The 24,849-nt window shown below is 68.7% G+C and carries 22 protein-coding genes and 1 tRNA gene; 19 read left to right on the top strand and 4 right to left on the bottom strand.

The window, feature by feature from the left end; genetic code table 11:
- Nucleotides 1-53: 53 nt before the first annotated feature.
- The 8 genes from MRBLWH3_RS15450 to MRBLWH3_RS15415 all read left to right on the top strand — a co-directional run bounded on the left by MRBLWH3_RS15450 (nucleotide 54) and on the right by MRBLWH3_RS15415 (nucleotide 7,887).
- Nucleotides 54-1,049 carry an IS481 family transposase gene (locus tag MRBLWH3_RS15450; protein WP_363435172.1) on the top strand — a complete coding sequence of 332 codons (996 nt, stop codon included), beginning with the start codon at nucleotides 54-56 and terminating at the stop codon, nucleotides 1,047-1,049.
- A gap of 1,117 nt (nucleotides 1,050-2,166) precedes the next feature.
- Entirely contained in the window at nucleotides 2,167-2,682 is a 516-nt protein-coding gene (locus MRBLWH3_RS15445) for a hypothetical protein (RefSeq protein ID WP_363433697.1), read from the top strand.
- Nucleotides 2,679-3,116 (top strand): hypothetical protein, encoded by a 438-nt coding sequence (locus MRBLWH3_RS15440; protein WP_363433694.1) that lies wholly within the window; start codon nucleotides 2,679-2,681, stop codon nucleotides 3,114-3,116. The genes MRBLWH3_RS15445 and MRBLWH3_RS15440 overlap by 4 nt, the downstream gene beginning before the upstream one ends.
- 148 nt (nucleotides 3,117-3,264) lie before the next feature.
- Complete coding sequence (locus tag MRBLWH3_RS15435; RefSeq protein WP_363433692.1) at nucleotides 3,265-3,483, top strand: hypothetical protein; 219 nt, start codon at nucleotides 3,265-3,267, stop codon at nucleotides 3,481-3,483.
- A gap of 167 nt (nucleotides 3,484-3,650) precedes the next feature.
- On the top strand, nucleotides 3,651-3,797 hold the full coding sequence (locus MRBLWH3_RS15430; RefSeq protein ID WP_363433689.1) for a hypothetical protein: 147 nt from the start codon (nucleotides 3,651-3,653) through the stop codon (nucleotides 3,795-3,797).
- 39 nt (nucleotides 3,798-3,836) lie between these two features.
- Entirely contained in the window at nucleotides 3,837-4,505 is a 669-nt protein-coding gene (locus MRBLWH3_RS15425) for a recombinase family protein (protein WP_363433686.1), read from the top strand.
- A gap of 675 nt (nucleotides 4,506-5,180) precedes the next feature.
- Nucleotides 5,181-5,957: a hypothetical protein gene (locus MRBLWH3_RS15420; RefSeq protein ID WP_363433683.1), complete on the top strand. Its 777-nt coding sequence runs from the start codon at nucleotides 5,181-5,183 to the stop codon at nucleotides 5,955-5,957.
- Between the two features lie 115 nt (nucleotides 5,958-6,072).
- Nucleotides 6,073-7,887 (top strand): ABC-F family ATP-binding cassette domain-containing protein, encoded by a 1,815-nt coding sequence (locus MRBLWH3_RS15415; protein ID WP_363433681.1) that lies wholly within the window; start codon nucleotides 6,073-6,075, stop codon nucleotides 7,885-7,887.
- Between the two features lie 9 nt (nucleotides 7,888-7,896).
- Here MRBLWH3_RS15415 and MRBLWH3_RS15410 read toward each other — a convergent pair whose 3' ends face one another.
- Nucleotides 7,897-8,400, bottom strand: a complete 504-nt coding sequence (locus tag MRBLWH3_RS15410) for a MarR family winged helix-turn-helix transcriptional regulator (RefSeq protein WP_363433678.1) — start codon at nucleotides 8,398-8,400, stop codon at nucleotides 7,897-7,899.
- A 104-nt stretch (nucleotides 8,401-8,504) separates the two neighbouring features.
- On the opposite strand from MRBLWH3_RS15410, the gene MRBLWH3_RS15405 reads away from it, so the two are divergent.
- From MRBLWH3_RS15405 to MRBLWH3_RS15370, 8 genes are all read left to right on the top strand, one after another.
- Nucleotides 8,505-8,576, top strand: a tRNA-Gln gene (locus MRBLWH3_RS15405).
- A gap of 1 nt (nucleotide 8,577) precedes the next feature.
- Entirely contained in the window at nucleotides 8,578-10,050 is a 1,473-nt protein-coding gene (gene glmU / locus MRBLWH3_RS15400) for a bifunctional UDP-N-acetylglucosamine diphosphorylase/glucosamine-1-phosphate N-acetyltransferase GlmU (protein WP_363433675.1), read from the top strand.
- Nucleotides 10,025-11,059: a ribose-phosphate diphosphokinase gene (locus MRBLWH3_RS15395; RefSeq protein ID WP_363433673.1), complete on the top strand. Its 1,035-nt coding sequence runs from the start codon at nucleotides 10,025-10,027 to the stop codon at nucleotides 11,057-11,059. Before glmU ends, MRBLWH3_RS15395 begins: the two co-directional genes overlap by 26 nt.
- Before the next feature lie 54 nt (nucleotides 11,060-11,113).
- The gene (locus MRBLWH3_RS15390) at nucleotides 11,114-13,873 is read left to right on the top strand and encodes a cation-translocating P-type ATPase (RefSeq protein ID WP_363433670.1); all 2,760 of its coding nucleotides are present in this window, start codon (nucleotides 11,114-11,116) and stop codon (nucleotides 13,871-13,873) included.
- Between the two features lie 76 nt (nucleotides 13,874-13,949).
- Entirely contained in the window at nucleotides 13,950-14,429 is a 480-nt protein-coding gene (locus MRBLWH3_RS15385) for a hypothetical protein (protein WP_363433668.1), read from the top strand.
- Between the two features lie 2 nt (nucleotides 14,430-14,431).
- On the top strand, nucleotides 14,432-15,331 hold the full coding sequence (locus tag MRBLWH3_RS15380) for an FAD:protein FMN transferase (RefSeq protein WP_363433665.1): 900 nt from the start codon (nucleotides 14,432-14,434) through the stop codon (nucleotides 15,329-15,331).
- Nucleotides 15,328-15,882 carry an MOSC domain-containing protein gene (locus MRBLWH3_RS15375; protein WP_363433663.1) on the top strand — a complete coding sequence of 185 codons (555 nt, stop codon included), beginning with the start codon at nucleotides 15,328-15,330 and terminating at the stop codon, nucleotides 15,880-15,882. The genes MRBLWH3_RS15380 and MRBLWH3_RS15375 overlap by 4 nt, the downstream gene beginning before the upstream one ends.
- A 4-nt stretch (nucleotides 15,883-15,886) precedes the next feature.
- Entirely contained in the window at nucleotides 15,887-17,449 is a 1,563-nt protein-coding gene (locus MRBLWH3_RS15370; RefSeq protein WP_363433661.1) for an FAD-dependent oxidoreductase, read from the top strand.
- Nucleotides 17,450-17,582: 133 nt separating this feature from the next.
- On the opposite strand, the gene MRBLWH3_RS15365 is transcribed toward MRBLWH3_RS15370, so the two are convergent.
- Together MRBLWH3_RS15365 and MRBLWH3_RS15360 are read right to left on the bottom strand one after the other, a co-directional pair.
- On the bottom strand, nucleotides 17,583-19,160 hold the full coding sequence (locus MRBLWH3_RS15365) for a sensor histidine kinase (protein ID WP_363433658.1): 1,578 nt from the start codon (nucleotides 19,158-19,160) through the stop codon (nucleotides 17,583-17,585).
- Nucleotides 19,157-19,885 carry a response regulator transcription factor gene (locus MRBLWH3_RS15360; protein ID WP_363433655.1) on the bottom strand — a complete coding sequence of 243 codons (729 nt, stop codon included), beginning with the start codon at nucleotides 19,883-19,885 and terminating at the stop codon, nucleotides 19,157-19,159. The genes MRBLWH3_RS15365 and MRBLWH3_RS15360 overlap by 4 nt, the downstream gene beginning before the upstream one ends.
- A 194-nt stretch (nucleotides 19,886-20,079) precedes the next feature.
- Here MRBLWH3_RS15360 and MRBLWH3_RS15355 point away from each other — a divergent pair, with 194 nt between their 5' ends.
- Entirely contained in the window at nucleotides 20,080-21,540 is a 1,461-nt protein-coding gene (locus MRBLWH3_RS15355; protein WP_363433652.1) for an ABC transporter permease, read from the top strand.
- Between the two features lie 65 nt (nucleotides 21,541-21,605).
- Complete coding sequence (locus tag MRBLWH3_RS15350) at nucleotides 21,606-22,331, top strand: ABC transporter ATP-binding protein (RefSeq protein WP_363433649.1); 726 nt, start codon at nucleotides 21,606-21,608, stop codon at nucleotides 22,329-22,331.
- A gap of 14 nt (nucleotides 22,332-22,345) precedes the next feature.
- Here the strand turns inward: MRBLWH3_RS15350 and MRBLWH3_RS15345 are convergent, their stop codons facing one another.
- Nucleotides 22,346-23,335 (bottom strand): SDR family oxidoreductase, encoded by a 990-nt coding sequence (locus MRBLWH3_RS15345; protein ID WP_363433647.1) that lies wholly within the window; start codon nucleotides 23,333-23,335, stop codon nucleotides 22,346-22,348.
- A gap of 111 nt (nucleotides 23,336-23,446) precedes the next feature.
- Between MRBLWH3_RS15345 and MRBLWH3_RS15340 the strand changes: the two genes are divergently transcribed.
- Nucleotides 23,447-24,790: an FAD-binding oxidoreductase gene (locus MRBLWH3_RS15340; RefSeq protein WP_363433644.1), complete on the top strand. Its 1,344-nt coding sequence runs from the start codon at nucleotides 23,447-23,449 to the stop codon at nucleotides 24,788-24,790.
- The last annotated feature ends 59 nt before the right edge of the window (nucleotides 24,791-24,849 follow it).

The following is a 24,849-nucleotide window of genomic DNA, read 5'->3' as shown; positions in this document are numbered from 1 at the left end:
GGTGTGAAGTGGAGCTGTTCAAGGAACCGCTTCACGAGCCAAGGGAGGCCTTCGTGTCTCACGTTAACGCTGCTCTGACTCCGCGCGCACGACTGAGGATGGCGCGGTTGATCGTTGATGATGGGTGGCCGGTCCAGCCGGCCGCGATGATGTTCATGGTGTCGCCGGTCACGGCTCGGAAATGGGCGGCCAGATACCGCGCCGAAGGCGCGCCCGGAATGATCGACCGCTCCAGCCGACCCCGCTCCATGCCGACCAAGACACCGCGGGAAGTGGTGAAACGGATCGTCCGGGTGCGGTGGCGGCGTCGGCTGGGACCGGCGCAGATCGCCGGCGAGCTGGGTATGCCTGCGTCAACCGTGCACGCTGTCTTGACACGGTGTCGGATCAACCGGCTCTCCCGAATCGACCGTGTCACCGGGGAACCGATCCGCCGCTACGAGCACGACCATCCCGGCGCGCTGATCCACGTCGATGTGACGAAGTTCGGCCGGATCCCAGACGGTGGCGGGCATCGCTTCGTCGGCCGTCAGCAAGGACTGAAGCACCGCGCTGTCACCTCCGACCGTGAAGGCACCCGCAACGCCCGCTACCAACCACACCTTGGAATCGGGTATCTGCACACCGTCGTCGATGACCATTCCCGCGTCGCCTACGTCGAGATGCACACCGATGAACGCAAGGACACAGCGGTCGGCGTCCTGCAACGGGCGGTCGCCTGGTTCGCCGACCAGGGCGTCACGGTCGAGCGAGTGCTCTCGGACAACGGCTCGGCCTACAAGTCATTCGCCTGGCGGGACGCCTGCGTCGAGCTCGGGATCGTGCACAAGCGCACCCGGCCCTACCGGCCTCAGACAAACGGCAAAATCGAGCGTTTCCATCGCACCCTCGCCGACGGCTGGGCATACGCGAGGTTCTACAGCTCAGAAACCGAACGCCGAGCCGCCCTGCCCGGATGGCTGCACTTCTACAATCACCACAGGCGACACTCCGCAATCGGCGGGCCGCCGATCAGCAGGCTCAACAACCTGCCTGGACATCACATCTAGGACGTGGCATCCACGCGAGGACGAAGAACCCGCCCCAAGGCCAGTCACAGTCACATGGACCACGCCACGGAAACCCGATGCTGTGCGTCCTGAGAGCCGCCCCGAACAGTCCGAGGGTTTCGAACAGACAGTGGCGCACCGCAAGAACACCCCGCACGGTCTGATTCGCTACAAGGGCGGCTGTCGGTGCGATGTGTGCCGAGCGGGCAAGAGTGCTAGCCGCCCTTCATTGGGCCTACGTGCACCGAAGGGAACAAGCGCCCCGCACGGGACAACTACCCGCTACCAAGACGGGTGCCGGTGCGACGACTGCCGAAAGGCAAAGTCGGACGCGTCCAGAATTTACCGCGCCCGCAGGCGTGCCGAAAAGCAGGTGGGCCCAAAAGTAGAAAATGGCATCGGGGGCCACGAGTGAACAATTCTCACTAGAATTGTTCTTGGCTCAGTGCTTGCGCCTCTCCCATCCCCTCGGTTGTCGTCCGCATCGACCGGGGGGATTCCTCATTTGTGTTCGGGGCCATGAGAACGATTCTCACGAGACAATAGAAGTAGGAACGCGACTGCACGACCGGCAGACAAGTAAGCGCTAGCCAATTTCACACGTGACGCGACTACACGACCGGTAGAGACACGGGGGACGCGACCCTGTTACCAAGCAAGCGACGACGAGAAGACTTCTCCGGACCTGAATCAAGGCAGACCCGCCCAGGCCACCTAGTGCACGAGAGCTTCGCATCCCCGGTCCTGACAGCCTGTGCTGTGGGGTTGGCTCCGTAAACCGACAACCAACCTCCCCTCTGTAGTGGCTAGCTCTCTATCTACTACGGGGGGGATTTCACCGTGCCCGAGCCCAGGATGAAATGTCCGCTACCTCATGACGATTGGCCCTACGGGCCTAATGATGAATGATTCTTGAACGTGATGTTCTTCTCATGAGGGTTTAAGGACAGGTCTGTCTATTCACAGAATCTGTTCCGCTATGTGCCGTTTGTCCCGACTCGAATGGTCGATAGTAAGTAGTGACAGCGGGAGAATCGCGCGGGGCATATCCTTACGGCCTCGAAAGGGGCACTGCCGGCTCCCGCTGTCACCTAGACCGAAGAACCGCAGGAAATCCATGTCCAGAACGTCCACCATCGCCTCTCACGCGAGACGCGAGGACATCGAGCGCGATATTGCGCAGGGTGTACCTATTCGCGACATTGCCACGAGATACGGCGTGTCCGCTTCCGCGGTCGCACGACACAAGTTGAACCGACACGCGGCCCTTGTCACCGCCATCGCTGAGGATGGACCCGCCCCCGATGACGTTATGGGGCGACTCCGCGACCTGGCCGACAGCACACGTCAAGCTCGATTGCTTGCCGACGCCACAGCATCCCCCGCTGTCCGTGCTCGGGTGGCCTCCAGTGAGCTTGCAGTGCTTGACAGGCTGGTGGACCGCCTCGGGCTGACAGACCTAACCGCCGTCGAGATGGCGCAGGCTACCGGCGCACTGGTGAGAGCCGTTCAGGTATACGTGCAGAGCCATCCCGAGCGGGCTACTGACGTGTACGACGTGCTCGGGGACCACGAAGCACTCATTGAACTTAGAGACGCGCTGCGAGCGCAGGCCAAGGGGAAGAAATCATGACCGCCAGCGGAATTCATCATGCAACCATCTCGGGGCTGACGCTCCCCGGCGTACCTGCCGCACCGGGTGCTGTGCTGTCCGCGACTGGGCGAGTCCTTCTCCAAGGAGAAGAATTCACGGTTACCCCCGAGCTTTATGCCGAGACGGTAGACCGCAACGGCGTTAGTTGGTTGGACTTGGACGCCGATGCCCAACTAGCGAAGTGGGGCGAGATTCGCTTTGCTCCTGGCCCCCGTCCCGATGCGCTCACGTTCGGCGGCGACGATTCGAGCTACCGCATCCGCCAGTGGCAACGTGACCTTGCGTACGCGCAGGATGTGAGCGACCCGAATGAACGACGTGCGGCTCTGGCCAGGGTGCGGGCGGAGTTCCCCGAGTTCGGCGCAAGTCATTCCCACACGCTGAGCACGACACGAGACAGAGCGGGATTCTAGAAAAAATGTCTGCCGCAGATGACGCCCTCGCCGCCTTGGTGGGAGTCCTCGGGGACATCGAGTCCGGAGCACTACCCGCATCCGACAATGACCGCGAGGTAGTCGTTAACGCCCTCGACGTGCTCGCAACAATGGGGGATGAGGACCGATGACCACTGACAACGCCAGGGAGCGCGCCCTCATCGCTGAGATGCGAGCTATCGAACGCCAGAGAGCCGCCACGGCTTACGTACAGCCGACGTTCACTCCCGAACAGGAACGTGCAATCGTGGAAGGCTCTCCCGAAATCGACCGCATCTCACGCGGGGACGCAGATGTCCCCGCCGATGTCGCCGCAGAGATTGCCCGGATTTTGGCTCTCGACTAACTAAAGACTCTCGCTGGGTGTGGTGCATTGGGTCCTCACCCGGCGAGTGAGTGCCCCCTGATTCAGGCCAGGGCGGCGCGACCTCTACAGCCCCCGCCAGTTCTCTTCCACTTGACTGGCGGGGGCTGTCTCTTCTCAGAACGATGGCCAGGAATGAGAATCGAGCTATGGACCGCGACAGCATCGAGAAGGCGGCGGACGTTTTAGACGACACGCTCGCAGAGATTGAGAACGGCGAGCTTGAAGCGACAGCGGAGCAACGCGCCTATCTGAAGGGAGCGCTGGACACTCTGCGACAGCTTGCGGAGGACTAGCACTGTACATAGAGGGAACCCTTTATGTATGCTTGCACTGTGAGCAAGCAGACGCCCCGCCCTCTGGCCCTCGCATACGTGCGTGTTTCGTCCGCTGTGCAGGTAGAAGAGGGCGCATCGCTCGATGCTCAGGAATCCACCCTCCGCGAGGAAGCCGCCCGCCGTGGCTGGGCTATCGAGATTGTGCGCGAAGAGGGCAAGAGCGCCAAGAGCATCCATGGACGCCCCGCCCTGACTGACGCTCTGCGCCGACTGGACAGGGGAGAGGCCCAGTACCTTCTCTCAGTGCGTCTGGACCGCGTATCGCGCTCTGTGGCCGACTTCGCCGCTCTCATCGACCGTGCACGCCGCCAGCACTGGGGCATCGTGCTTCTCTCTCCGAACCTCGACCTCTCGGACCCCTCGGGGGAGTTCGTGGCCAATGTGCTGGCATCCGCCGCCCAGTATGAGCGCCGCTTGATTTCGGTTCGTACTCGCGAGGGGATGGCCCAGCGAAAGACCGAGGGTGCAGTGTTCGGGCGTGAGGTTGCCGCCGACTTCCTGCCGACCTACCGCCGCGTGCTCTTGATGAGTGCGGACGGCGTAGGACTCAACGCCATCGCCCGCACTCTCAACGATGAGGGTGTGCCGACTGCCAAGGGTGGCAAGTGGTACGCGTCTACCGTCCGGGCCATCGTCATGAGCGAGACGGCGAAGACTCTCGGTTGATGAAGTCCGCGAAGCTGGGGATGTTCTCTTAGTAGAACTCGACCACTTGAAGTAGTACGCGGTGTCGTCCTTGATGTACGGGGGCGTTGATGTAGTCGGCGCGCTCCTCCTCGATGAGGAAGACTTGGCAGGGAGCGCCAGCGGGTATATGGTTCACCCCCGCAACCCCGAGCAATTAGCTGACTAATGGACTACCCTAGAAAGAAGAAACCGCCCCCAGTTGGTAGCTGAGAGCGGTTCTCCTGGCCCTGGAGCAGTGCGCGCACTGCGACAGAGGTCGCCTCCACGATTGGCCCCCGACTCCTGCGAAGACGAGGGGGCCTTTCGCTTGGTACGAGTCTACCGGCGAAGGACTACATTGCCGGGGGATGAGGCAAAGATGCCCCATCCGTCAGTAGTGAGTAACAGGACTCAATCCCGTTACTCTCTCTGTGGTCCGAGGTACCCCAATGGGTGCACCTGGGGTACAGCGGACATGCTCAGGCGTGGTCCAGTCTCGCCTCTGCGGGGATAGACCTTTGGTACGTGTACCAACGCTCGCCTACGCCTTGCCTACATCTTTTCGCGTGTAACGATTTGGTAACGGGGCGCACTGTGCACATTCGGTGGAATGGAAAGGCTCGGTCAGGCGGGAGTGAGCTCAAGGCTAACCACTACAACGGCTAGATTTCCCTCGTGCCTGAGAGTATCCAGCCCGAAGAGTCCGACGAAGACTTCGCCGCTCGTGCGGAAGCACTGCGAACGAGTATTCGGAATCACCCTGGGCGCATCGCCCACAACCGCTGGGACTCGGTGCGACTGGTACATGCGGCGCTCAAGTGGAACGAGCACTTCCTGTTGAGGCACATCGACTTCACCGGCCCAGAAGGTGAGGCGAGGGCGTTTAGCTACATGGGCATGGAGCGAGAGCAACGGGAGGCCATGCAGACGTTCTGGATGTTCTTGTTCTTGTTCCTTGCCAACTACACCGCCATGAACACCACCCTCGTGGACAACGTGCGGGGCCTGATGGCGAACTATCGAAGCACGCCCTTCGCGCAGGAGGAGGAGAAGCGTCGGCAGTCGCTGGGTTACGCCCCGGTCACCCAGTTCCTGAAAGACCTTCGCAACTACATCACCCATGTCACGACGCCCCCGCTGTCGTTCGAGATGTCGTTCCAGAACAACGAGACGAAGTTCGTGGCCAAGATGAAGTCGGAACCGTTGCTTGCTTCCGGAAGGTTCAGCGCGACCGCAAAGCAGTACATCGGTGACCAAGAAGACATCGTGATTGCTGACGCGGTCACGGAGTACGCCGGACTTCGGGAGGCGTATTACACATGGATGTTCGAGCAGTTCGACGCTCTGCACGGAGATGACATCAGGGCGCATGACGAACTCGTCAACCAGCAGAACGCGATGTACGGCCTACCGGCGCAGAGTCCTGCACCAGACGATTCCAGCCCGGTCTGACGAGCGCCTGACATCCCCGTCGTGCCAACTCCGTGCCAACTGGGTACGCTGGACTTGCCTGTGGGAGCCTCTCGATTTCGAGAAAATAGGACAGTCGAAGGCAGTTTGAGGGGACATGGCACATCTTCTGGGGGCCGAGGCCCTGCACCTGGAGTTCCCGACCAAGGCCGTCTTCGACCGGGTGTCCCTCGGCATCGACGAGGGCGACCGCATCGGAGTCGTCGGCCGCAACGGCGACGGCAAGTCGAGCCTTCTGGCGATGCTCGCCGGGCGGCTCGAGCCCGATGGCGGCCGAGTCACGGTGCGCGGCGGCGTCCGCGTCGGCGTGCTCGACCAGTCCGACACACTCGACGACGCCCTCACGATCCGGGAAGCCGTCGTCGGCGATCGTCCGGATCACGAATGGGCGGGTGACGCGCGCACGCGCGACGTCATCGCGGGCCTCCTCGGCGACCTCGCGTGGGACGGTCCGGTCGCGGGCCTGTCGGGTGGTCAGCGTCGGCGCGTGTCGCTCGCGGCTCTGCTCGTAGGCGACTACGACGTCATCTTCCTCGACGAGCCCACGAACCACCTCGACGTCGAGGCGATCGCGTGGCTCGCCGAGCACGTCAAGCGCCGGTGGCCGGCGAACCAGGGCGGCCTGCTGGTCGTGACGCACGACCGCTGGTTCCTCGACGAGGTGTGCAACACCACGTGGGAGGTGCACGACCGCGTCGTCGAGCCGTTCGAGGGCGGCTACGCGGCGTATATCCTGCAGCGCGTCGAGCGCGACCGTCAGGCCGCCGTCATCGAACAGCGCCGCCAGAACCTCGCCCGCAAGGAGCTCGCATGGCTGCGCCGCGGCGCGCCCGCGCGCACGTCCAAGCCGAAGTTCCGCATCGACGCCGCCAACGTGCTCATCGCGGACGAGCCGGAGATCCGCAACGCGACCGAGCTGCGCTCGCTCGCGGTCTCGCGTCTGGGCAAGGACGTGGTCGACCTCCTCGACGCCGCAGTCTCGTACGACGGCCGCGAGGTGCTGCATCCGGTGGAGTGGCGCATCGCCCCGGGCGAGCGCACCGGCATCCTCGGCGTCAACGGCGCCGGCAAGTCGACGCTGCTCGGCCTCGTCGCGGGTGACGTCGAACCCACCTCCGGCCGCGTGAAGCGCGGCAAGACCGTGAAGGTCGCGACCCTCACGCAGCGCCTCGACGAACTCGAAGAGCACCTCGACGACCCCGTGCGCGTCGTCATCTCGCGGCTGCGCACCACCTACACGTTCGGAAGCGGCTCGAAGGCGCAGGAGCTCACGCCGGGCCAGCTGCTCGAGAGCATGGGCTTCCAGAGCGCGCAGCTCTCGACGCCCGTCAAGGACCTCTCGGGCGGCCAGAAGCGCCGCCTGCAGCTGCTGCTCATCCTCCTCGAGCAGCCCAACGTGCTCATCCTCGACGAGCCGACGAACGACCTCGACACCGACATGCTCGCCGCCATCGAGGACCTCCTCGACTCGTGGCCGGGCACCCTCCTCGTCGTGTCGCACGACCGGTACTTCATCGAGCGCGTCACCGACCAGCAGTACGCGATCCTCGGCGGCCACCTCCGCCACCTCCCCGGCGGCGTCGACGAGTACCTGCGCCTGCGCGAGCGCGAGCGATCCGCGGGGCCGGCGCCTTCGAAGGGCACGGATGCTGCGGTCGCAGCATCCGTCTCGTCCACCGCGTCGTCGCTGTCGGGGCAGGAGCTGCGCGCCGCGCAGAAGGAGGTCGCATCGCTGGAGCGTCGCCTGGAGAAGCTCGAGACCCGGATCGGCGCCGCACGCACGGCCCTGGCCGACCACGACCAGTCGGACTACGTCGGCCTCGGCGCCGAGATGGCACGCATCGGCGAGCTCGAGAAGGAGCGCGACGGCGTCGAGGAGCGCTGGTTCGAGCTCACCGAGCAGATCGGCTGACCCGGCGGGTCAGTCGGCGGCGTCGAAGCCGAGGCTGAGCTTGCGCAGCAGGGCCGCGAGGCGGTCGCGGTCGCCGCGGGACAGGCCCTCGAGCAGGAGCGCCTCGGCGTCGACGAGACGCGTGATCGCGGCATCCACCCTGATCTTCCCCTCGTCGGTGAGCGTGACCAGGATGCTGCGGCCGTCGTCGGGGTCGGACTCCCGGCGCACCAGCCGGCGCCCCACGAGGCGGTCGATGCGGTTCGTCATCGTGCCGCTCGAGACGAGGGTCTGCTGCAGCAGCTGCTTCGGACTCAGCTGGAAGGGCTCACCCGCGCGCCGCAGGGCCGACAGGACGTCCCACTCCCACGGCTCGAGTTCGCTGCGCTTGAACGCGTCGCGGCGCGCGCGATCGAGGTGGCGCGACAGCCGGTCGACGCGCGACAGCACGCCGAGGGGCGAGAAGTCGAGGTCGGGGCGCTGCGTGGTCCACGCCTCGACGATGCGGTCGACCTCGTCGCTCTGCGCCGTCATGCCCCCATTATCCCGGCACGGATGCTGCGCACCCCCGCGGACGGGCGCGCACGGGGCATCTGGCAGACTTGACGGGCAGGGGCCCGGCACCCGGGAGCCTGCGGTCCGCCGTGGTGTAATGGCAGCACGACAGCCTTTGGAGCTGTGAGGTCTAGGTTCGAGTCCTGGCGGCGGAGCATGACCGACACGACCCGCGACAGCGCACTGGCCGTCATCGTCCTGGCCGCGGGGCAAGGTACCCGCATGAAGTCCTCGGTTCCCAAAGTGCTGCACCGCATCGGCGGACGCCCGCTCGTCGGGCATGTGCTCGACACCGCGATCGCCCTCGGACCCGAGCGCGTCATCGTGGTCGTGCGCCACGAGCGCGATCTCGTCGCCGACGCCGTCGTGAAGGCCGTGCCGGGCGTGGTGGTCGTCGACCAGGACGAGATCCCCGGCACCGGTCGCGCGGTCGAGGTGGCGCTCGACGCCCTCGGCGACTTCGCGGGCGACGTGCTGGTGCTCAGCGGCGACGTGCCGCTCCTCGAGGCCGACACGCTCGCGGGGCTGGTGCGCACGCACCGCGACCGTGCCGTGGCCGCGACCCTGCTCAGCGCCGCGCTCGACGACGCCACCGGCTACGGCCGCGTGATCCGCGACGCCGACGGCACGGTGTCGCGCATCGTCGAGCAGAAGGATGCGACGGCGGACGAGGCATCCGTCACCGAGATCAACGCAGGGGTGTACGTCTTCCAGATGCAGGCGCTGCGCACCGAGCTGGCGCTCGTCGGCACCGAGAACGCGCAGGGCGAGAAGTACCTGACGGACGTGGTGGCGCTGCTGCGCGGCGACGGTCTCGGCGTCGCGGCGGAGACCGCTCCGGACGCGGCGGCAGCCCTCGGCGTGAACGACCGGGTGCAGTTGGCCGAGGCCGCTCGCCTGCTGAACGCGCGCACGGTGCGGCGCTGGCAGCTCGAGGGTGTCACGGTCCTCGACCCGGCGACGACGTGGATCGATGTCGACGCGAAGCTGGCGGCCGACGTCACGGTGCTGCCGAACACGCACATCCTGCGCACCACGACGATCGCGTCGGGTGCGATCGTCGGGCCCGACACGAGCCTCGTCGACTGCGAGGTGGGGGAGGACGCCACCGTCACCCGCACGGACGCGACGCTCGCCGTCATCGGCGCGAAGGCCACCGTGGGCCCGTACGCCTACCTGCGCCCGGGCACGTACCTCGGCGACAAAGGCAAGATCGGCACCTTCGTCGAGACGAAGAACTCGACGATCGGCGAAGCCAGCAAGGTGCCGCACCTGTCGTACATCGGCGACACCACGATCGGCAAGCACGTCAACCTCGGCGCCGGCGCGATCACCGCGAACTACGACGACCTGAGCAAGCACCGCACGGAGATCGGCGACGAGGTCCACTCCGGGTCGCACAACGTCTTCGTGGCGCCCGTTAGGATCGGAGACGGCGCGAAAACCGGGGCAGGGGCGGTCATCCGCAAGGATGTGCCCGCCGGTGCCCTCGCTCTCAGCGTCGCCCCTCAGCGCAACGTCGAGGGTTGGGTCGAGAAGAACAGACCGGGTACCGGGGCGGCGGATGTCGCAGCCAAGGCCCGCAGCGCACAGAAGGCGGACGATGGCGCGCAAGAAGAAGACCGTTGAGCTCGACCGGGCGAACGACATCGCCCCGGGACTCGTCGCGAAGACGAAGAAGCGCCTCGTGGTCGCACGAGGAAGCTCGCACCCCGAGCTCGCGGCCGAGGTCGCCGCCCAGCTGAGCACGGAACTGGTGCCGACCGAGTACCGCACGTTCGCGTCGGGCGAGATCCTGACCCGCTTCGAGGTCTCGATCCGCGGTTGCGACCTGTTCCTCATCCAGAGCTTCGGGCCGCCCGTCAACGAGTGGATGATGGAGACTCTCATCATGCTCGACGCCGCCAAGCGCGCGTCGGCCAAGCGCATCACGGTCGTCGCGCCGTACTTCCCGTACTCCCGGCAGGACAAGAAGGGTCGCGGCCGTGAGCCGATCAGCGCCCGCCTCGTCGCGGACCTCTTCAAGACGGCGGGCGCGGACCGCGTCATGAGCGTCGACCTGCACGCGGCGCAGATCCAGGGGTTCTTCGACGGCCCCGTCGACCACCTGTTCGCCAAGCCGGTGCTGCTCGAGTACTTCGAGAACACGCTCAGCGAGGAGGACCGTGAACGTCTGACCGTGGTGTCGCCCGACACCGGACGCGTACGCGTCGCCGACCAGTGGTCCGACAGCCTGGGCGCACCGCTCGCGATCATCCACAAGCGCCGCGACCCGAACGTCGCGAACCAGGTCACCGTCAACGAGATCGTCGGCACGGTCGACGGGCGCGTATGCCTCCTCGTCGACGACATGATCGACACCGGCGGCACAATCGTCAAGGCCGCCGAGGCGCTGAAGGCGAACGGCGCGGTCAAGGTCATCGTCGCGGCGACCCACGCGATCTTCAGCGATCCCGCGGCCCAGCGCCTGCAGAGCCCGGCCGTCGACGAGGTCGTCGTGACCGACACGGTGCCGATCCCCGCCGAGAAGCGCTTCTCGACGCTTACGATTCTGCCTATCGCACCCCTGCTCGCACGTGCGATCCACGAAGTGTTCGAGGACGGCTCAGTCACCAGCATGTTCGACGGGGCCGCCTGACGCCGGCAGCGGGTCGAGACGCGGACCCGGCGGCGACGGAAGGACCAAGCAAGGATGTCGCAGCCGCTGACGGAAGCCCGCCTCACCGTCGCACGTCCGTGGGCGATCCCCGCAGGCGACGTGCTCACGCATCTCGAGGCGGACGCCGGAGGCCTCAGCACCTCTGGCGCCGCGCAACGGCTCGAGATCGCGGGGCCCAACCGGCTGCCCGAACCGGCGCGCAAGCCGGGCTGGCTGCGTTTCCTGGCTCACTTCAACGACACCCTGATCTACATCCTGCTGGGCGCCGCCGTCATCAAGGCGCTCATGGGCGATTGGCTCGATTTCTGGGTCATCATGGTCGTCGCGATCATCAACGCCGTCATCGGCTACATCCAGGAGGGGCGCGCTGAGAAGGCGCTCGCGGGGATCCGCGGGATGCTGTCGGCCGACGCCAGCGCGCGGCGCGACGGCGGCTGGGCCACCGTCGCAGCCGAAGATCTCGTGCCCGGCGATGTGGTGAGGCTGATGCCCGGCGACAAGGTGCCGGCGGACCTGCGACTGCTGCAGGCGCATCAGCTGCGGATCGACGAAGCCGCGCTCACCGGAGAGTCGGTGCCCTCATCCAAGACCACCGACGCGGTCGCCGCCGAGGCGGGCGTGGGCGACCGGGGCTCGATGGCGTTCTCCGGCACGATCGTGAGCGCCGGGCAAGGGCGCGGTGTGGTCACCGCGACCGGGCCGACGACCGAGCTGGGCCGCATCCAGAGCCTCGCCGACGAAGCCGATGCGCTGGCCACGCCTCTCACCCGTCAGCTCGACGGCTTCGGCCGGGTGCTCACCGTCGTGATCCTCGGCATGGCGGCCGTCATGCTCATGATCGGCCGGTTCCTCCACGGGATGCCGTTCGACGAGCTGATCTCTGCGGCGATCGGGTTCGCCGTCGCGGCGATCCCCGAAGGCCTTCCCGCGCTCGTGACGATCACGCTCGCGATCGGCGTGCAGCAGATGGCGCGCCACAACGCGATCACGCGCAAGCTCCCCGCGGTCGAGGCGCTGGGCTCGGTCACCACGGTCTGCTCCGACAAGACGGGAACGCTCACCCGCAACGAGATGACGGTGCGCCACATCGTCACCCCGCTCGCGGAGTACGAGGTCACCGGCATCGGGTACGAACCCGAGGGCGAGATCGTGCCGGCAGGCGCCGAGGAAACGGATGCCGCAGGCCGGGGCGATCTGGCCGCCATCCTCGCGATCGCGACCCTGTGCAACGACGCGCACATCGTGCGGGGCGACGACGGCATGTGGAGCCTCGTCGGCGAGCCGACCGAGGGAGCGCTCAAGGCGGTCGCGATCAAGGGCGGAGTCGGAAGTGCGGGTGGGCGCCGGGTCGCGGTCATCCCGTTCGACTCCGCCAACAAGCTCATGGCGACGCTCAACGAGGGCGCCCGCTCGGGCGGCGAGGCCGGCGAGGTATCACGGGCGATCCTGGTCAAGGGCGCGCCGGACCGCCTGCTCGAGCGTTCGCTGACGCAGCGCGGCGCCGACGGGTCCGAACCGCTCGACCTCGCGCGCTGGGACGACGCCGTCGCCGCGCTGAGCGGCCAGGGCCTGCGTGTCCTGGCAGCAGCGCGCAAGCCGGTGCGGCCGACGACCGAGGAGTTCGGGCTCGACGACCTGGTGGACCTCGAGTTCATCGGCCTGTGGGGGATCGTCGATCCGCCCCGGCCCGAGGCCGTCGAGGCGATCGCCGACTGCCACGCCGCCGGCATCCGCGTGAAGATGATCACCGGCGACCACGCCGGCACCGCCCTTGCGATCGCGCACGAGATGGGTCTCGCGGGCGCCGACGCCGAGGTGCTCACCGGAGCCGAGCTCGAGGCGCTCACCCAGGAGCAGCTGCGCGAGGTGGTGCGCGACGTCGACGTCTACGCGCGCACCAGCCCCGAGCACAAGATCCGCATCGTTCGTGCGCTGCAGTCGCACGGCGAGGTCGTGGCGATGACCGGCGACGGCGTCAACGACGCCCCGGCGCTCACCCGCGCGGACGTCGGAATCGCGATGGGCATCAAGGGCACCGAGGCGACGAAGGAGGCGGCGGAGTTCGTGCTCGCCGACGACAACTTCGCCACGATCCGCAGCGCCATCGCCGAGGGCCGCCGCATCTACGACAACCTGCGCAAGTCGATCGTCTTCCTGCTGCCCACGAACGGCGCGCAATCGCTCGTCATCCTGGTCGCGGTCGTGTTCGGGCTCGCGCTGCCGCTCACGAGCGTGCAGGTCCTGTGGGTGAACATGGTCACCGCGGTCACGCTCTCGCTCGCCCTCGCGTACGAGCCGGCAGAGCGCGGCATCATGCGTCGTCCGCCGCGGGCGACCGGTGGGCCGATCATCAACCGCGGCGAGCTCGGTTTCATCCTCGTCGTGTCGCTGCTGATCGGCGGCGCGGCGATGGGGGTCTTCTATGGCGTCGTGGCGACCGGGGCCGACATCGAGGTGGCGCGCACCGAGGCGGTGCTCATGCTCGCGTTCGGGCAGCTCGCGTTCCTCTTCAATTGCCGGTTCCTGACCCGCTCGAGCCTGACGATCGACGTGCTGCGGGGCAATCGCGTGGTGTGGTGGTCGGCGATCGCGCTCGTGGTGCTGCAGCTGATCTACACCTACGTGCCGTTCATGAACGTCCTGTTCGAGTCGCGACCGGTGTCCGCGGCATCCTGGATCCTCCCCATCGTCGTGTCGATCGGGATCTTCCTGGCCGTGGAGGTGTTGAAGGCAGTGCTGCGTGCCCGACGGCGCTCATCACACGCCGTTGCTTCGCTCAAAGGCGGCTCATAGGAGGGGTTGAGAGGATCCGATCCGACGCGGACACCGCGTCGACGTCGCGAGCCCGACACGAGCCAGGAGGACCATCATGATCCGCACCGCACTCGCTTCCCGCCCCGTCCGCGCCGGAGCGGCCCTGACCGCCGTCGCCGGCATCGCTCTCCTCTCGGGCTGTGCCGCGAGCGCCTCCGAGGCCGAGGAGCCGACCACGGGCGACACCGGATCGTCGACCGGCTCCGGCTCGACCGGCACGGGCTCCGCCGGCTCCGGCTCGTATGCCGACGGAACTTACACGGCCGAGGGCTCCTACGCGACGCCCGAGTCGGTCGAGACCATCAGCGTCACGGTGACGCTCGAGAACGACGTCATCACCGCCGTCGTGGCGACGGGCGACCCGCAGAAGCGTGAGTCCGAGCAGTACCAGAGCCAGTTCATCGGCGGCATCGCCGACGTGGTCGTCGGGGAGGACATCGACGACATCCAGGTCAGCCGCGTCGCCGGATCGTCCCTCACCAGCGGCGGCTTCAACAAGGCCATCGAGACGATCAAGTCCGAAGCGGCGAGCTAGCCGTGGGCTCCGTGCCGGCGTCCTGGCGCTTCGACGCCATCGGCACGACGTGGGAGATCGTCACCGAGCGCCCGCTTCCCGCAGCGGTGCGCAAGGAGGTGACCGCGCTCGTCGACGCGTTCGACCACACGTGGTCGCGGTTCCGGCCGGACTCCGACGTGAGCGCGCTGGCCCGCGCGGGCGGGTCGATTCCGGCGCCTTCGGACGCCGCACCCATGCTCGACGCCCTCGCCGCGGTGTCGGAGGCGACCGACGGTGCGGTCAACCCTCTCGTCGGTGCTTCGCTCGGCGCGCGCGGCTACGACGGGGACTACTCGCTCCACGACGCCGGCCCGGTGGCCGCGCCCGTCGACTGGCGCGGGAGGCTCACCTGGCGGGGCGGCCGCCTCGCGCTCACCGAACCGGCCACGATCGACGTCGGCGCGCTCGGCAAGGGCCGCCTGGTCGACCGCGTGCTCGAGATCCTGTCGCGCGCGGAGTCCGGGGACCTCACCGTCGATGCCGGCGGCGACCTCGCCGTGCGAGGTCGTCCGCAGCGCATCGGGCTGGAGCATCCGTTCGATCCGCGCCGCGCGATCGGCGTCTGGGAGGTGACGGATGCTGCGCTCTGCGCGTCTGCGATCAACCGGCGCGCGTGGCCGTCGGCGACGGGCACCGCGCTGCATCACGTGCTCGACGCGCGCACCGGGGAGCCCGTGCGCACGATCGCGGCGACGTGGGCCGTGGCGTCCGACGTGATGACGGCCGACGCGGTCGCGACGGCGCTGTTCTTCGATGGCGGGCCGCGCGTCGCCCACGACTGGGCTGTGGAGTGGGTGCGCATGACCACCGACGGCCGCGTCGAGTGGTCGCCCGGCTGCCGCGCCGACCTCTTCGTTCGAACGGATAGCGTAGGACGGTGACCGAGCCCCTCCCCGGACACGTCGTCGCCGTGTCCCGCGACGACGCGCATCGCTTCAGCAAGCCGGCGCGCGAGAGCATCACCCTGATCGCCGGGATCGGCGTCGAGGCAGACGCGCACGCCGGCGCCACCGTGCAGCACCTCTCGCGCATCAAGCGGGACCCGACCGCCCCGAACCTCCGGCAGGTGCACCTCATCCTCGCCGAGCTGTTCGACCACATGGCCGAGCGCGGGCACCAGGTGACGCCCGGTGCTCTCGGCGAGAACATCACGACGGCCGGCATCGACCTGCTCGGTCTCCCGCGCGGCACACGGCTGGAACTCGGTGAGGACGCGGTGATCGAGATCACCGGGCTGCGGAACCCGTGCGCGCAGATCAACGAACTCTCTGAAGGGCTCATGAAAGAAGTGGTCCACGTCGACGAAACGGGCGCCACGGTGCGCCTGGCAGGGGTCATGTCGGTCGTGCTCGCGGGCGGCGTCGTGCGCCCCGGCGACAGCATCCGTGTCCTCCTGGCGGAAGGCCCCCACCAGCCTCTCCAGCCGGTGTGACCTCATGACCACCCTCGCTGCTCTCTGGAACCGCGCCTTCGCGGTGCTCGGCCGTGTGTCGATGTACCGCCTCGTCTACCTCGCACTCGCGGCGCTCGCCATCGTGGCGCTGCTGCTGTCGTTCTTCGATCTCGTCGGGCCTGACCCGCTGCAGCTGATCGCGACGCTCGTCGTGCTCTCGGCCGTGTGCGTGGGGGCGGATGCCGCCGCCCAACGTGTGCTGAACCTTCCCTGGCGCCTCGAATCGTCGCTGATCACCGCGCACATCCTGCTGTTCGTGCTGCGGCCCACGTACGAGGTGGTGGGACTCCTCGGCATCGCGATCGCGGCGGCTGTCGCCTCCCTGTCGAAGTACGTGCTCGCCTGGCGCGGACGCCACATCTTCAACCCCGCGGCGGTCGGTGCGACCGTCCTCACTCTGCTGAGCCTCGCCTGGCCAGACCTCGGGGCGTCGGCGTGGTGGGTGGGCACGCCTGCCCTCGCCGCGCCGGTGATCCTGCTGGGGCTCGCGGTGCTCGTACGCACCGAGAAGGTGAGGGTGATCGCGGTCTTCCTGGTCGTCGCCGTGGCGGTCGCGGTCATCCGCACCTCGGTCCAGTACCAGGAGGCAGGCCTCGAGATCGACGCGCTCGACCTCCTCTGGCCCGTGCTGTGGTCGTCGCCGTTCCTCTTCCTCGGCGCGTTCATGCTCTCCGAGCCGCTGACCCTCCCGCCCCGCCGCTGGCAGCAGTTCGTGGTCGCCGGCGTCGTGGGCGTGCTCGCGGGATGGCCGATCGCGATCGGCGACATCACCCTCGGTCAGGAGCGCGCGCTCCTCGTCGGCAATCTCGTCGCCTTCGCCTTCGCGCTCCGCACCGCGGTGAGGCTCACGCTCGTCGCTCGGTCCGAGCCGACCCCGACCGTGCAGGAGCTCACGTTCCGCGTCCACGACCGGCTCACGTTCCTGCCCGGCCAGTACCTCGAGCTCGAGGTGCCGCACCGCCATCCCGACGCGCGCGGCACCCGCCGCGAGTTCAGCATCGCGTCGGCGCCGGCCGAGCTGCCGTTTGTGAAGGTCGCCTTCAAGGAGGGCAAGACCCCCAAGGCACTGAGCTCGTACAAGAAGGCGCTCGCGCTGGTCGAACCCGGCGACGAGCTCGCGATCACCGGCGTGTGGGGAGACTTCCTGCTCCCCAAGCGCGACGCCGCGCCGATCCTGATGGTCGCCGCCGGCATCGGCGTGACGCCGTTCGTGTCGCAGCTCGGACAGGCGAGGGCGAAGGGCCTCGACCGTGACGTGGTCCTGGTCTACGTCGCGTCGGACTCCTCCGAGTTGGCGTACCGCGACGAGATCGAGGCATCCGGCGCCCGCGTCGTGGTGTTCACGCGCGACCGGCCCGCCGACCTGCCCGCCCACTGGACGTGGGCGCAGGGCGTGCGTCTCGACGCCGAAGGCCTTGTGCAGGTGGTCCCCGACATCGCCGCCCGCCACGCGTACATCTCCGGCCCGGCCGGTCTGATCGCCGAGCTCGCGCCCGCGCTCGAGAAGGCCCGCTCGATCACCACCGACGCCTTCAGCGGCTACTGACCCGCCCCCCCCGCCCCCCTTCGCCCCCGCGCCCCCGCGCCCCATCCGCGAGACTGCAACGGGGCACCGAGACTTCACCTCGTGTGCGAAGTCTCGGTGCCCCGTTGAAGTCTCGCGGTCGAAGCGGCCGGGGTCAGGGGGTGACGGGGTCGATCGGCCGCGCCGGCAGGCGAACCTCGAAGGTCGTGTCGCCGTACTCGCTGGAGACACGGATGCTGCCGCCGTGCGCGTCGACGATGGCCCGGGCGATCGAGAGGCCGAGGCCGGTGCCGCCGGTCTGACGGGCACGCGAACGATCGGCGCGGGAGAAGCGCTCGAAGAGCTCGTCCTTGATCGACGGGTCGATCCCCGGACCGTCGTCTTGCACGCGGAGGATCGCGTCGTCGCCGTCGCGCGAGACGCTCACGGTGACGGTGGTGCCGGCCGGCGTGTGCGTACGCGCGTTCGCGAGCAGGTTCGCGGCGACCTGGTGGAGGCGTCCGGTGTCGCCCGCGATGAGCACCGGCTCGTCGCCCACTTCGAGCACCCACTCGTGGTCGGGGCCCGTCGGCGTGACGTCACCGACCGCGTCGATCGCGAGGCGGGTGAGGTCGACGGTGCCGTAGACGAGCTCCTGGCCTTCGTCGAGCCGCGCGAGCAGCAGCAGGTCCTCGACGAGGGAGGTCATGCGCAGCGACTGCGCCTGGATGCGCTCCAGCGACGCCTCGGTCGTCTCGAGAGCCGTCGTCTGACCGCGGCCGAGCGCCGTGAGCGACAGCTCGGAGTAGCCGCGGATCGACGCGAGCGGAGTGCGCAGCTCGTGGCTGGCGTCGGCGACGAAGCTGCGCATGCGCTCTTCGTTGCGCTGGCGGGCGGTGAGGGACTCGTCGACGTGGTCGAGCAGCGTGTTGAGCGCCGCGCCCACCCGGCCCACCTCGGTGCGCGGATCGGCCTGGCGCGCGGGGACGCGCTCGGAGATCGTGACCTCGCCCTGGTCGAGCTGCTGCGACGACACACGCGCGGCGGTGTCGGCGACGGCGCGCAGCGGCGCGAGGCCGCGGCGGATCGTCCATGCGGTCGCGACGGCGAGGAGGAGCAGCCCGCCCGCCGTGAGGAGGCCGATCGTGATCAGCATCCGGGAGAGGGTCTCGGTGATCCCGGCGCGGGACAGTCCGACGATAATCGTCGTGCCGCCGAACGACACGCCCTCGATGCGGTAGGTCCCGAGGTCGTCGATCGTCACCACGAACTGGCCGCGCTGACCCTGGAGGCTGTTGCTGATCTCGGCGATCTGTTGTTCGCTCAGCGCGACGACGTCGCCGTTCGCGTCGACGACGGCTGCGGTCGGTGGGTTGGGGAGCGACTCCACCGCGAGGAAGTAGCCGGGCTGACGCGGCTGCTGCTCCAGGATCTCCTCCGCGGTCAGGCCGCCGGCGACGGGACCTCGCATGTAGTCGACGCTCTGGAGCTCGGCGTTCACCTCGGTGTCGAGCTGTTGTTCCAGCACCTGTCCGAGGATCGCGCTGGTCGCGACCGCGACGAGCACCAGGATGAACGACGTGATGCCGACCACCGTGACGATGAGCCGGCGCTGGAGCGTCCACGGCGCGCGTCGGGGGAGCGCACCGCGGGAGTCCTCGACGGATGCACGGGATGCCTCGGCTCGCGCGCGTGCGCCGGTCGAGGCATCCGTCCCCGACGCGGAGACGACCGGGGCCTTCTGGTCCGTCACTGCGGCGCCTTGATCATGTAGCCGACGCCGCGCACGGTGTGGATGAGGGGATCGTGGCCTGCGTCGATCTTCTTGCGGAGGTACGAGATGTAGAGCTCGACGACGCTCGAGCGGCCGCCGAAGTCGTAGTTCCAGACGCGGTCGAGGATCTGCGCCTTCGACACGACCCGGCGCTGGTTGCGCATGAGGTAGCGGAGCAGCTCGAACTCGGTCGCGGTGAGCTCGATCTCGGTGCCCGAGCGCTCGACCTCGTGACTGTCCTCGTTGAGGGTGAGGTCGCCGACGCGGAGGATCGGCTCGGCGCCCGCGGCGTGCGCGGTGCCGGCGCGGCGCATGAGTCCGCGCAGGCGCGCCACGACCTCCTCGAGGCTGAAGGGCTTCGTGACGTAGTCGTCGCCACCGGCGGTGAGCCCCGCGACCCGGTCGGTGACGGCGTCTTTCGCGGTCAGGAACAGCACAGGCACATCGTCGCCGGCCTGACGCAGCCGCTGCAGCACGGCCATGCCGTCGAGGTCGGGCATCATCACGTCGAGCACCATCGCGTCGGGCTCGAAATCGCGCGCCGACTGCAGTGCCTCGAACCCGGAGCCCGCGGTGCGGACCTCCCAGCCCTCCATGCGCAGCGCCATCGACAGCAGGTCGGTGAGCATCTGCTCATCGTCGACCACGAGGACACGGAGGTTCGAGCCGTCGGGACGCAGCAGGGCCGATGCGGGGTTGCTCATGCGTCCATTGTGGAGGCCTTCCTATGCGATTCCTATGGAGCCTGCTATGCACGCGCTGTGAAGTGTGCGACGGTGCGCGCCGGCACGAATGCCGCATTCCATACATTCCTCATAGCTCCCGCCCGCGGGGCGCATCACGCGGGTCCGTAGCGTCATGTCGACGGCCGGCATTCCGCGCGGCCCAGAGGAGACCCATGTACATGACCTATCTGCGGCGGGAGCTGGCAGGCAGAAAGAAGCAGACGATCATCGTGGCCGCCGGCCTCGCGATAGCGATCGCGCTCGTGATGATCGTGAACTCGCTTGCCGCCGGTGTGAGCGCTGCCCAGGCGCAGGCGCTCGAGTCCGTGTACGGCATCGGCACCGACCTCACCGTCACCGGATCCCGGGCGGAGCCCGGCGAGGGCGGCGCGCGCTTCGAGTTCGGCGAGGACGGCGGCTCGACGACCGACGACGGCACGACGGAGCTGAGCCAGTCCCGCCTCATGACCGACGTCATGCGCGGCACGCTCGACGCTGCGAGCGTGGACACGGTCGCGGGAGTCGACGGTGTCGCCGCCGCGTCCGGCGCACTGAGCCTCACGAATTCGACGTTCACAGGAGAGCTGCCGCAGCGTCCGGGCGACGCGGTGGAGGGTGGCACGACGCAGGCGGAGCCGCCGCAGCAGGGTGAGGGCGGCTTCGGCGGCGGCTCGTTCGACGTCGACTCGTTCACCGTCCTGGGCATCGACCCCTCGGCGGACGCCGTCGGCCCGCTGTCAGCCGTCGAGGTATCCGACGGGCGCGGTCTCGAGGCAGCCGACGAGGGCGCCCACGTCGCCGTGCTCGACGCGACCTACGCGTCGACGGCCGAGCTCGCGGTGGGCGACACCATCGACGTCGGCGGCCAGGACTTCGAGATCGTCGGAGTCGTCGCCTCGACCTCGGATGACGCCGACACGGCATCGAACGTCTACATCCCGCTGGGGGTCGCGCAGGAACTCTCCGGCGCCGGCGATGTCGTGTCCACGGTGTACGTGCAGGCCGAGTCGTCCGACGCCATCGCCTCGGTGCAGGCCGCGCTCCAGGAGGAGCTGCCCGACGCCACCGTGAGCTCGCAGGCAGATCTCGCCTCGACCGTGTCGGGGTCGCTCTCCAACGCCTCGGCCCTCATCACGAACCTGGGCACGTGGCTCTCGGTCATCGTGCTCGCGGTCGCGCTCGTGCTCGCGGTCCTCTTCACGATCTCGGGAGTGTCGCGCCGCACGCGCGAGTTCGGCACGCTCAAGGCGATCGGCTGGTCCAACGGCCGCGTGGTCGGACAAGTGGCGGCGGAATCGGTCGTACAGGGCGCGGTCGGCGGCGTCGTCGGGCTCATCATCGGCTTCGCCGGCATCGCTCTGATCAACCTGGTCTCGCCGACGATCTCGACCGCGCCGTCGGCGCAGAGCTTCGGCCCCGGCGCCGAAGGCGGCCCGATGAGCGGCGCCGGTGGCGCGTTCGGCAACGCGATGCAGTCCGCGGGCACCGACATCGTGCTCTCGGCGCCGATCACCGTGTGGGTCGTCGTCGCGGCGGTCGGCATCGCGGTACTCGGCGGCCTCGTCGCCGGCGTGTTCGGCGGCTGGCGCGCGGCCCGGCTCAGCCCCGCCGAAGCACTGCGATCGGTCGCATGAGACATCGCATGTCCGGCACCACCCCGGCCCCACCCGAACCCACCTCACCGACGGGAGAGCACGTCATGACCATGACCGACATCGAGCCGCCAGCGGCTCCGGATGCTGCGCCCCAGACGCAGTACCGCCTCGAAGGCGTCACCCGCACCTTCACTCAGAAGGGCCGGGTCGTGAAGGCGCTCGCGGGCGTCGACCTCACCATCGACGCGGGCGATTTCGTCACGATCCAGGGACCGACCGGAGGCGGCAAGTCCACGCTCCTGCAGCTGCTCGGCGCGCTCGACCGGCCCACCGCCGGCTCGGTGCATCTCGACGAGATCGACATCGCGACCGCGAACAACCGCGAGCTCGGCCGCATCCGCGCGCACGAGGTCGGCTTCGTGTTCCAGGGCTTCAACCTCATCCCGACGCTCACGGCGCACGAGAACGTCGACACGGCGCTCGAGCCGCTGGGGCTGTCGAAGGACGAGCGTGGCGCCCGGGTCACCGGGGCGCTCACTCACGTCGGCCTCGCCGACCGCGCCGACCATCGCCCCGGTGAGCTGTCCGGCGGTCAGCAGCAGCGCGTCGCGATCGCGCGGGCGATCGTCAAGCGTCCGCGCGTGCTCCTCGCCGACGAGCCCACGGGCAACCTCGACGAGAGCATGCGCGACGAGATCCTCGCCGTGCTCCAGTCGCTCAACGACGAAGGGCTCACGCTCATCGTCGTGACGCACGACTCGGCGGTCGCCGGACGCGCCCGGCGGCGTCTGCGCCTCGACAGGGGGACGGTTCGCGACATCACGCGCTGAGCCGGCTCGTCCGATCAGCCCGCCGAGCGGGCATGGGCCGCGATGCGATCGAAGACCGCATCGCGGCCCTCGTCGATCTCCTGGGCCTCGGGGTGTGCGTCGTAGTACGCGAGGATGCGGCGCGCCCCCTCGTCGAACGTCACCGTGGTGCGGAACTCCGGCACGAGCTGCGTCACCTTCGACACGTCGAACACCATGGAGTGAGCCTTGTCGCCGATGAGGCCGGGGCCGAGTTCGGGCTCGAACGCGGCGATGGTGTCGGAGGCGACGTGTACCAGGTCGGGGGAGGCCACACCCGCGGCATCCGCCAGCCAGCCGTAGATCTGGTTCCACGTCGGCGCGTGCGTGCCCGTGATCGTGAAGGCCTCGCCGATCGCGGCGGGGTTGCCGAGGAGCCCCGTGAAAGCGACGGCGAAGTCGTCGGCGTGCGTGATCGTCCACAGGCTCGTGCCGTCGCCGTGGACGATCACGGGGCGGCCCGCCCGCATGCGGGCGATGTCGTTCCAGTGGCCCAGGGTGGGCAGCAGCCGTTCGTCGTAGGTGTGCGACGGCCGGATGATCGTGACCGGCAGGCCGCGCTCGCGGTGCGCGCCGACCAGCACGTCCTCGCAGGCGATCTTGTCGCGCGAGTACTGCCAGAACGGGTTGCGCAGCGGCGTGGACTCGGTCACCGGCACGCGGCGCGGCGGCTTTTCGTACGCGGATGCCGAGCTGATGAACACGTACTGCCCGGTGCGGCCCTCGAACAGGTCGAGATCGGTGGCGATGTGGTCGGGCGTGAACGCCAGGAACTCGGCGACCACGTCGAACCGACGGCTGCCGATCGCGGCCCGGACGGCCGCGGGATCGCGGATATCGGCCTCGACGAGCTCGACCTCCGGCGGGAGCGGGCGCCGGGCACTGCCGCGGTTCAGGACCGCGACGTCGTGCCCCAGCGCGACGGAGCGGCGCACGCACGCCGCGCTGATGGTTCCGGTACCGCCGATGTAGAGGATGCTCGTCACCCTCGCGAGCCTACGCCTGTCCTGCGACGCTCCGCGGCGGGCAGCGGCCTCGCTGACGGCGAGCGGTGAACACCCTGGTCGATGTCGGCGATGCCCCCTAGCGTGGCCGTCATGAGCAACGACGACCGCAGCGCCGGCACCGTCGGCACCGTCATCCGTCCGGGCGATTCCGAATGGGAATCCGCCCGCCGCTTCCACTCCGGCATCGGCTCGCCCGCCGCCGTCATCCGCGCCGCCACCGTCGACGACGTGCGCGGCGCGCTCCGCTACGCCTCGGCCGAGAGGCTCGACATCATGATCCGCTGCGGCGGTCACAGCGCCTGGGGCGGGGTGCCCGGCGGCCTCACCCTCGACATCTCCGCCCTCGACGACATCGAGGTGGCGGGCACGCGCGTGCGCGTGGGCGGGGGAGCCCAGTGGGGCGCCGTCGCCCGCGCGCTCGCCGAGCGCGGGCTGGGCATCAGCTCGGGCGACACCGCGTCGGTGGGCGTCGGCGGCCTCACCCTCGGCGGCGGCATCGGCTGGATGGTGCGCGCGTGGGGCCTCGCCGCCGACCAGCTCGCGGGCGCGCAGCTCATCACCGCCCGCGGCGACGTGGTGGAGGTGACGGATGCCTCGCACCCCGAGCTGCTGTGGGCGCTCCGCGGCGGCGGGGGCAACTTCGGCGTCGTCACCCGGTTCGACTTCGCGGCGCACGCGCTCGACGGCGTCGTGCACGCGGTGTACGGGATCGACGGCGATGCCCGCCCGATCATCCGCGCGCTGCGCGACCTGATGACCGACGCTCCACGCGAGCTCACGATCACCTACATGGACGTGCCTGCGATGGATCCGAGCGCACCGGCGGGGGCTTCGATCACGGCGGTGTGGATCGGTACCGATGAAGAGGCCGCGCGACGCGCACTCGCGCCGATCGCCGACGCGCCCGGGGTCACCGAACGCGAGTTCGGTGTGCAGGACTACCCCGACGTTCTCCTCGAAGCCCCCGAATTCGACCCCGAGCAGCCGATGCCCGGCTTCGTCGGCGGCAACACGCTGCTGCCGGTGCTCGACGACGATGCGATCGAGCGGCTGGTGTCGTTCCGCGAGCGGCACCCCGCCTCTGTCGCCTTCCTGCGGTCGCTGGGCGGCGCGTACGGCGACGTCGCCCAGCAAGACTCGGCGTTCCCGGCGCGCGACGCCACGTGGTTCGCCATGGCGGGCGCGTTCGACGTGCCGGGCATGCTCGACGACGAGGCCCGGGCGCAGGTCGTGGTCGAATGGGACGCGATCGAGGCGAAGGGGTCGGGCGTCTACGGCAATTTCACGGTGTCGACCGACGCGTCCATCGCCGACCGGATGTACCCGTCCGCGACCATGGCCCGTCTCGCGACCGTCAAGCGGGAATGGGACCCCGGGAACGTGTTCTGCCGCAACCACAATGTGAAGCCGGGTCCGAACGGTCAGGCAGGCTGAGACCGCGCCCGCGAACCGACCCGGGCTGAGACGCCGAGGGCGGATCCCACGTGGGGATC

Origin of the sequence: Microbacterium sp. LWH3-1.2, assembly GCF_040675855.1 — a bacterium.
In the GTDB taxonomy this organism is placed as follows: Bacteria; Actinomycetota; Actinomycetes; order Actinomycetales; family Microbacteriaceae; genus Microbacterium.
Note: the sequence above shows the minus strand (reverse complement) of the source record. Positions and strands in the feature narration are given on the sequence as shown.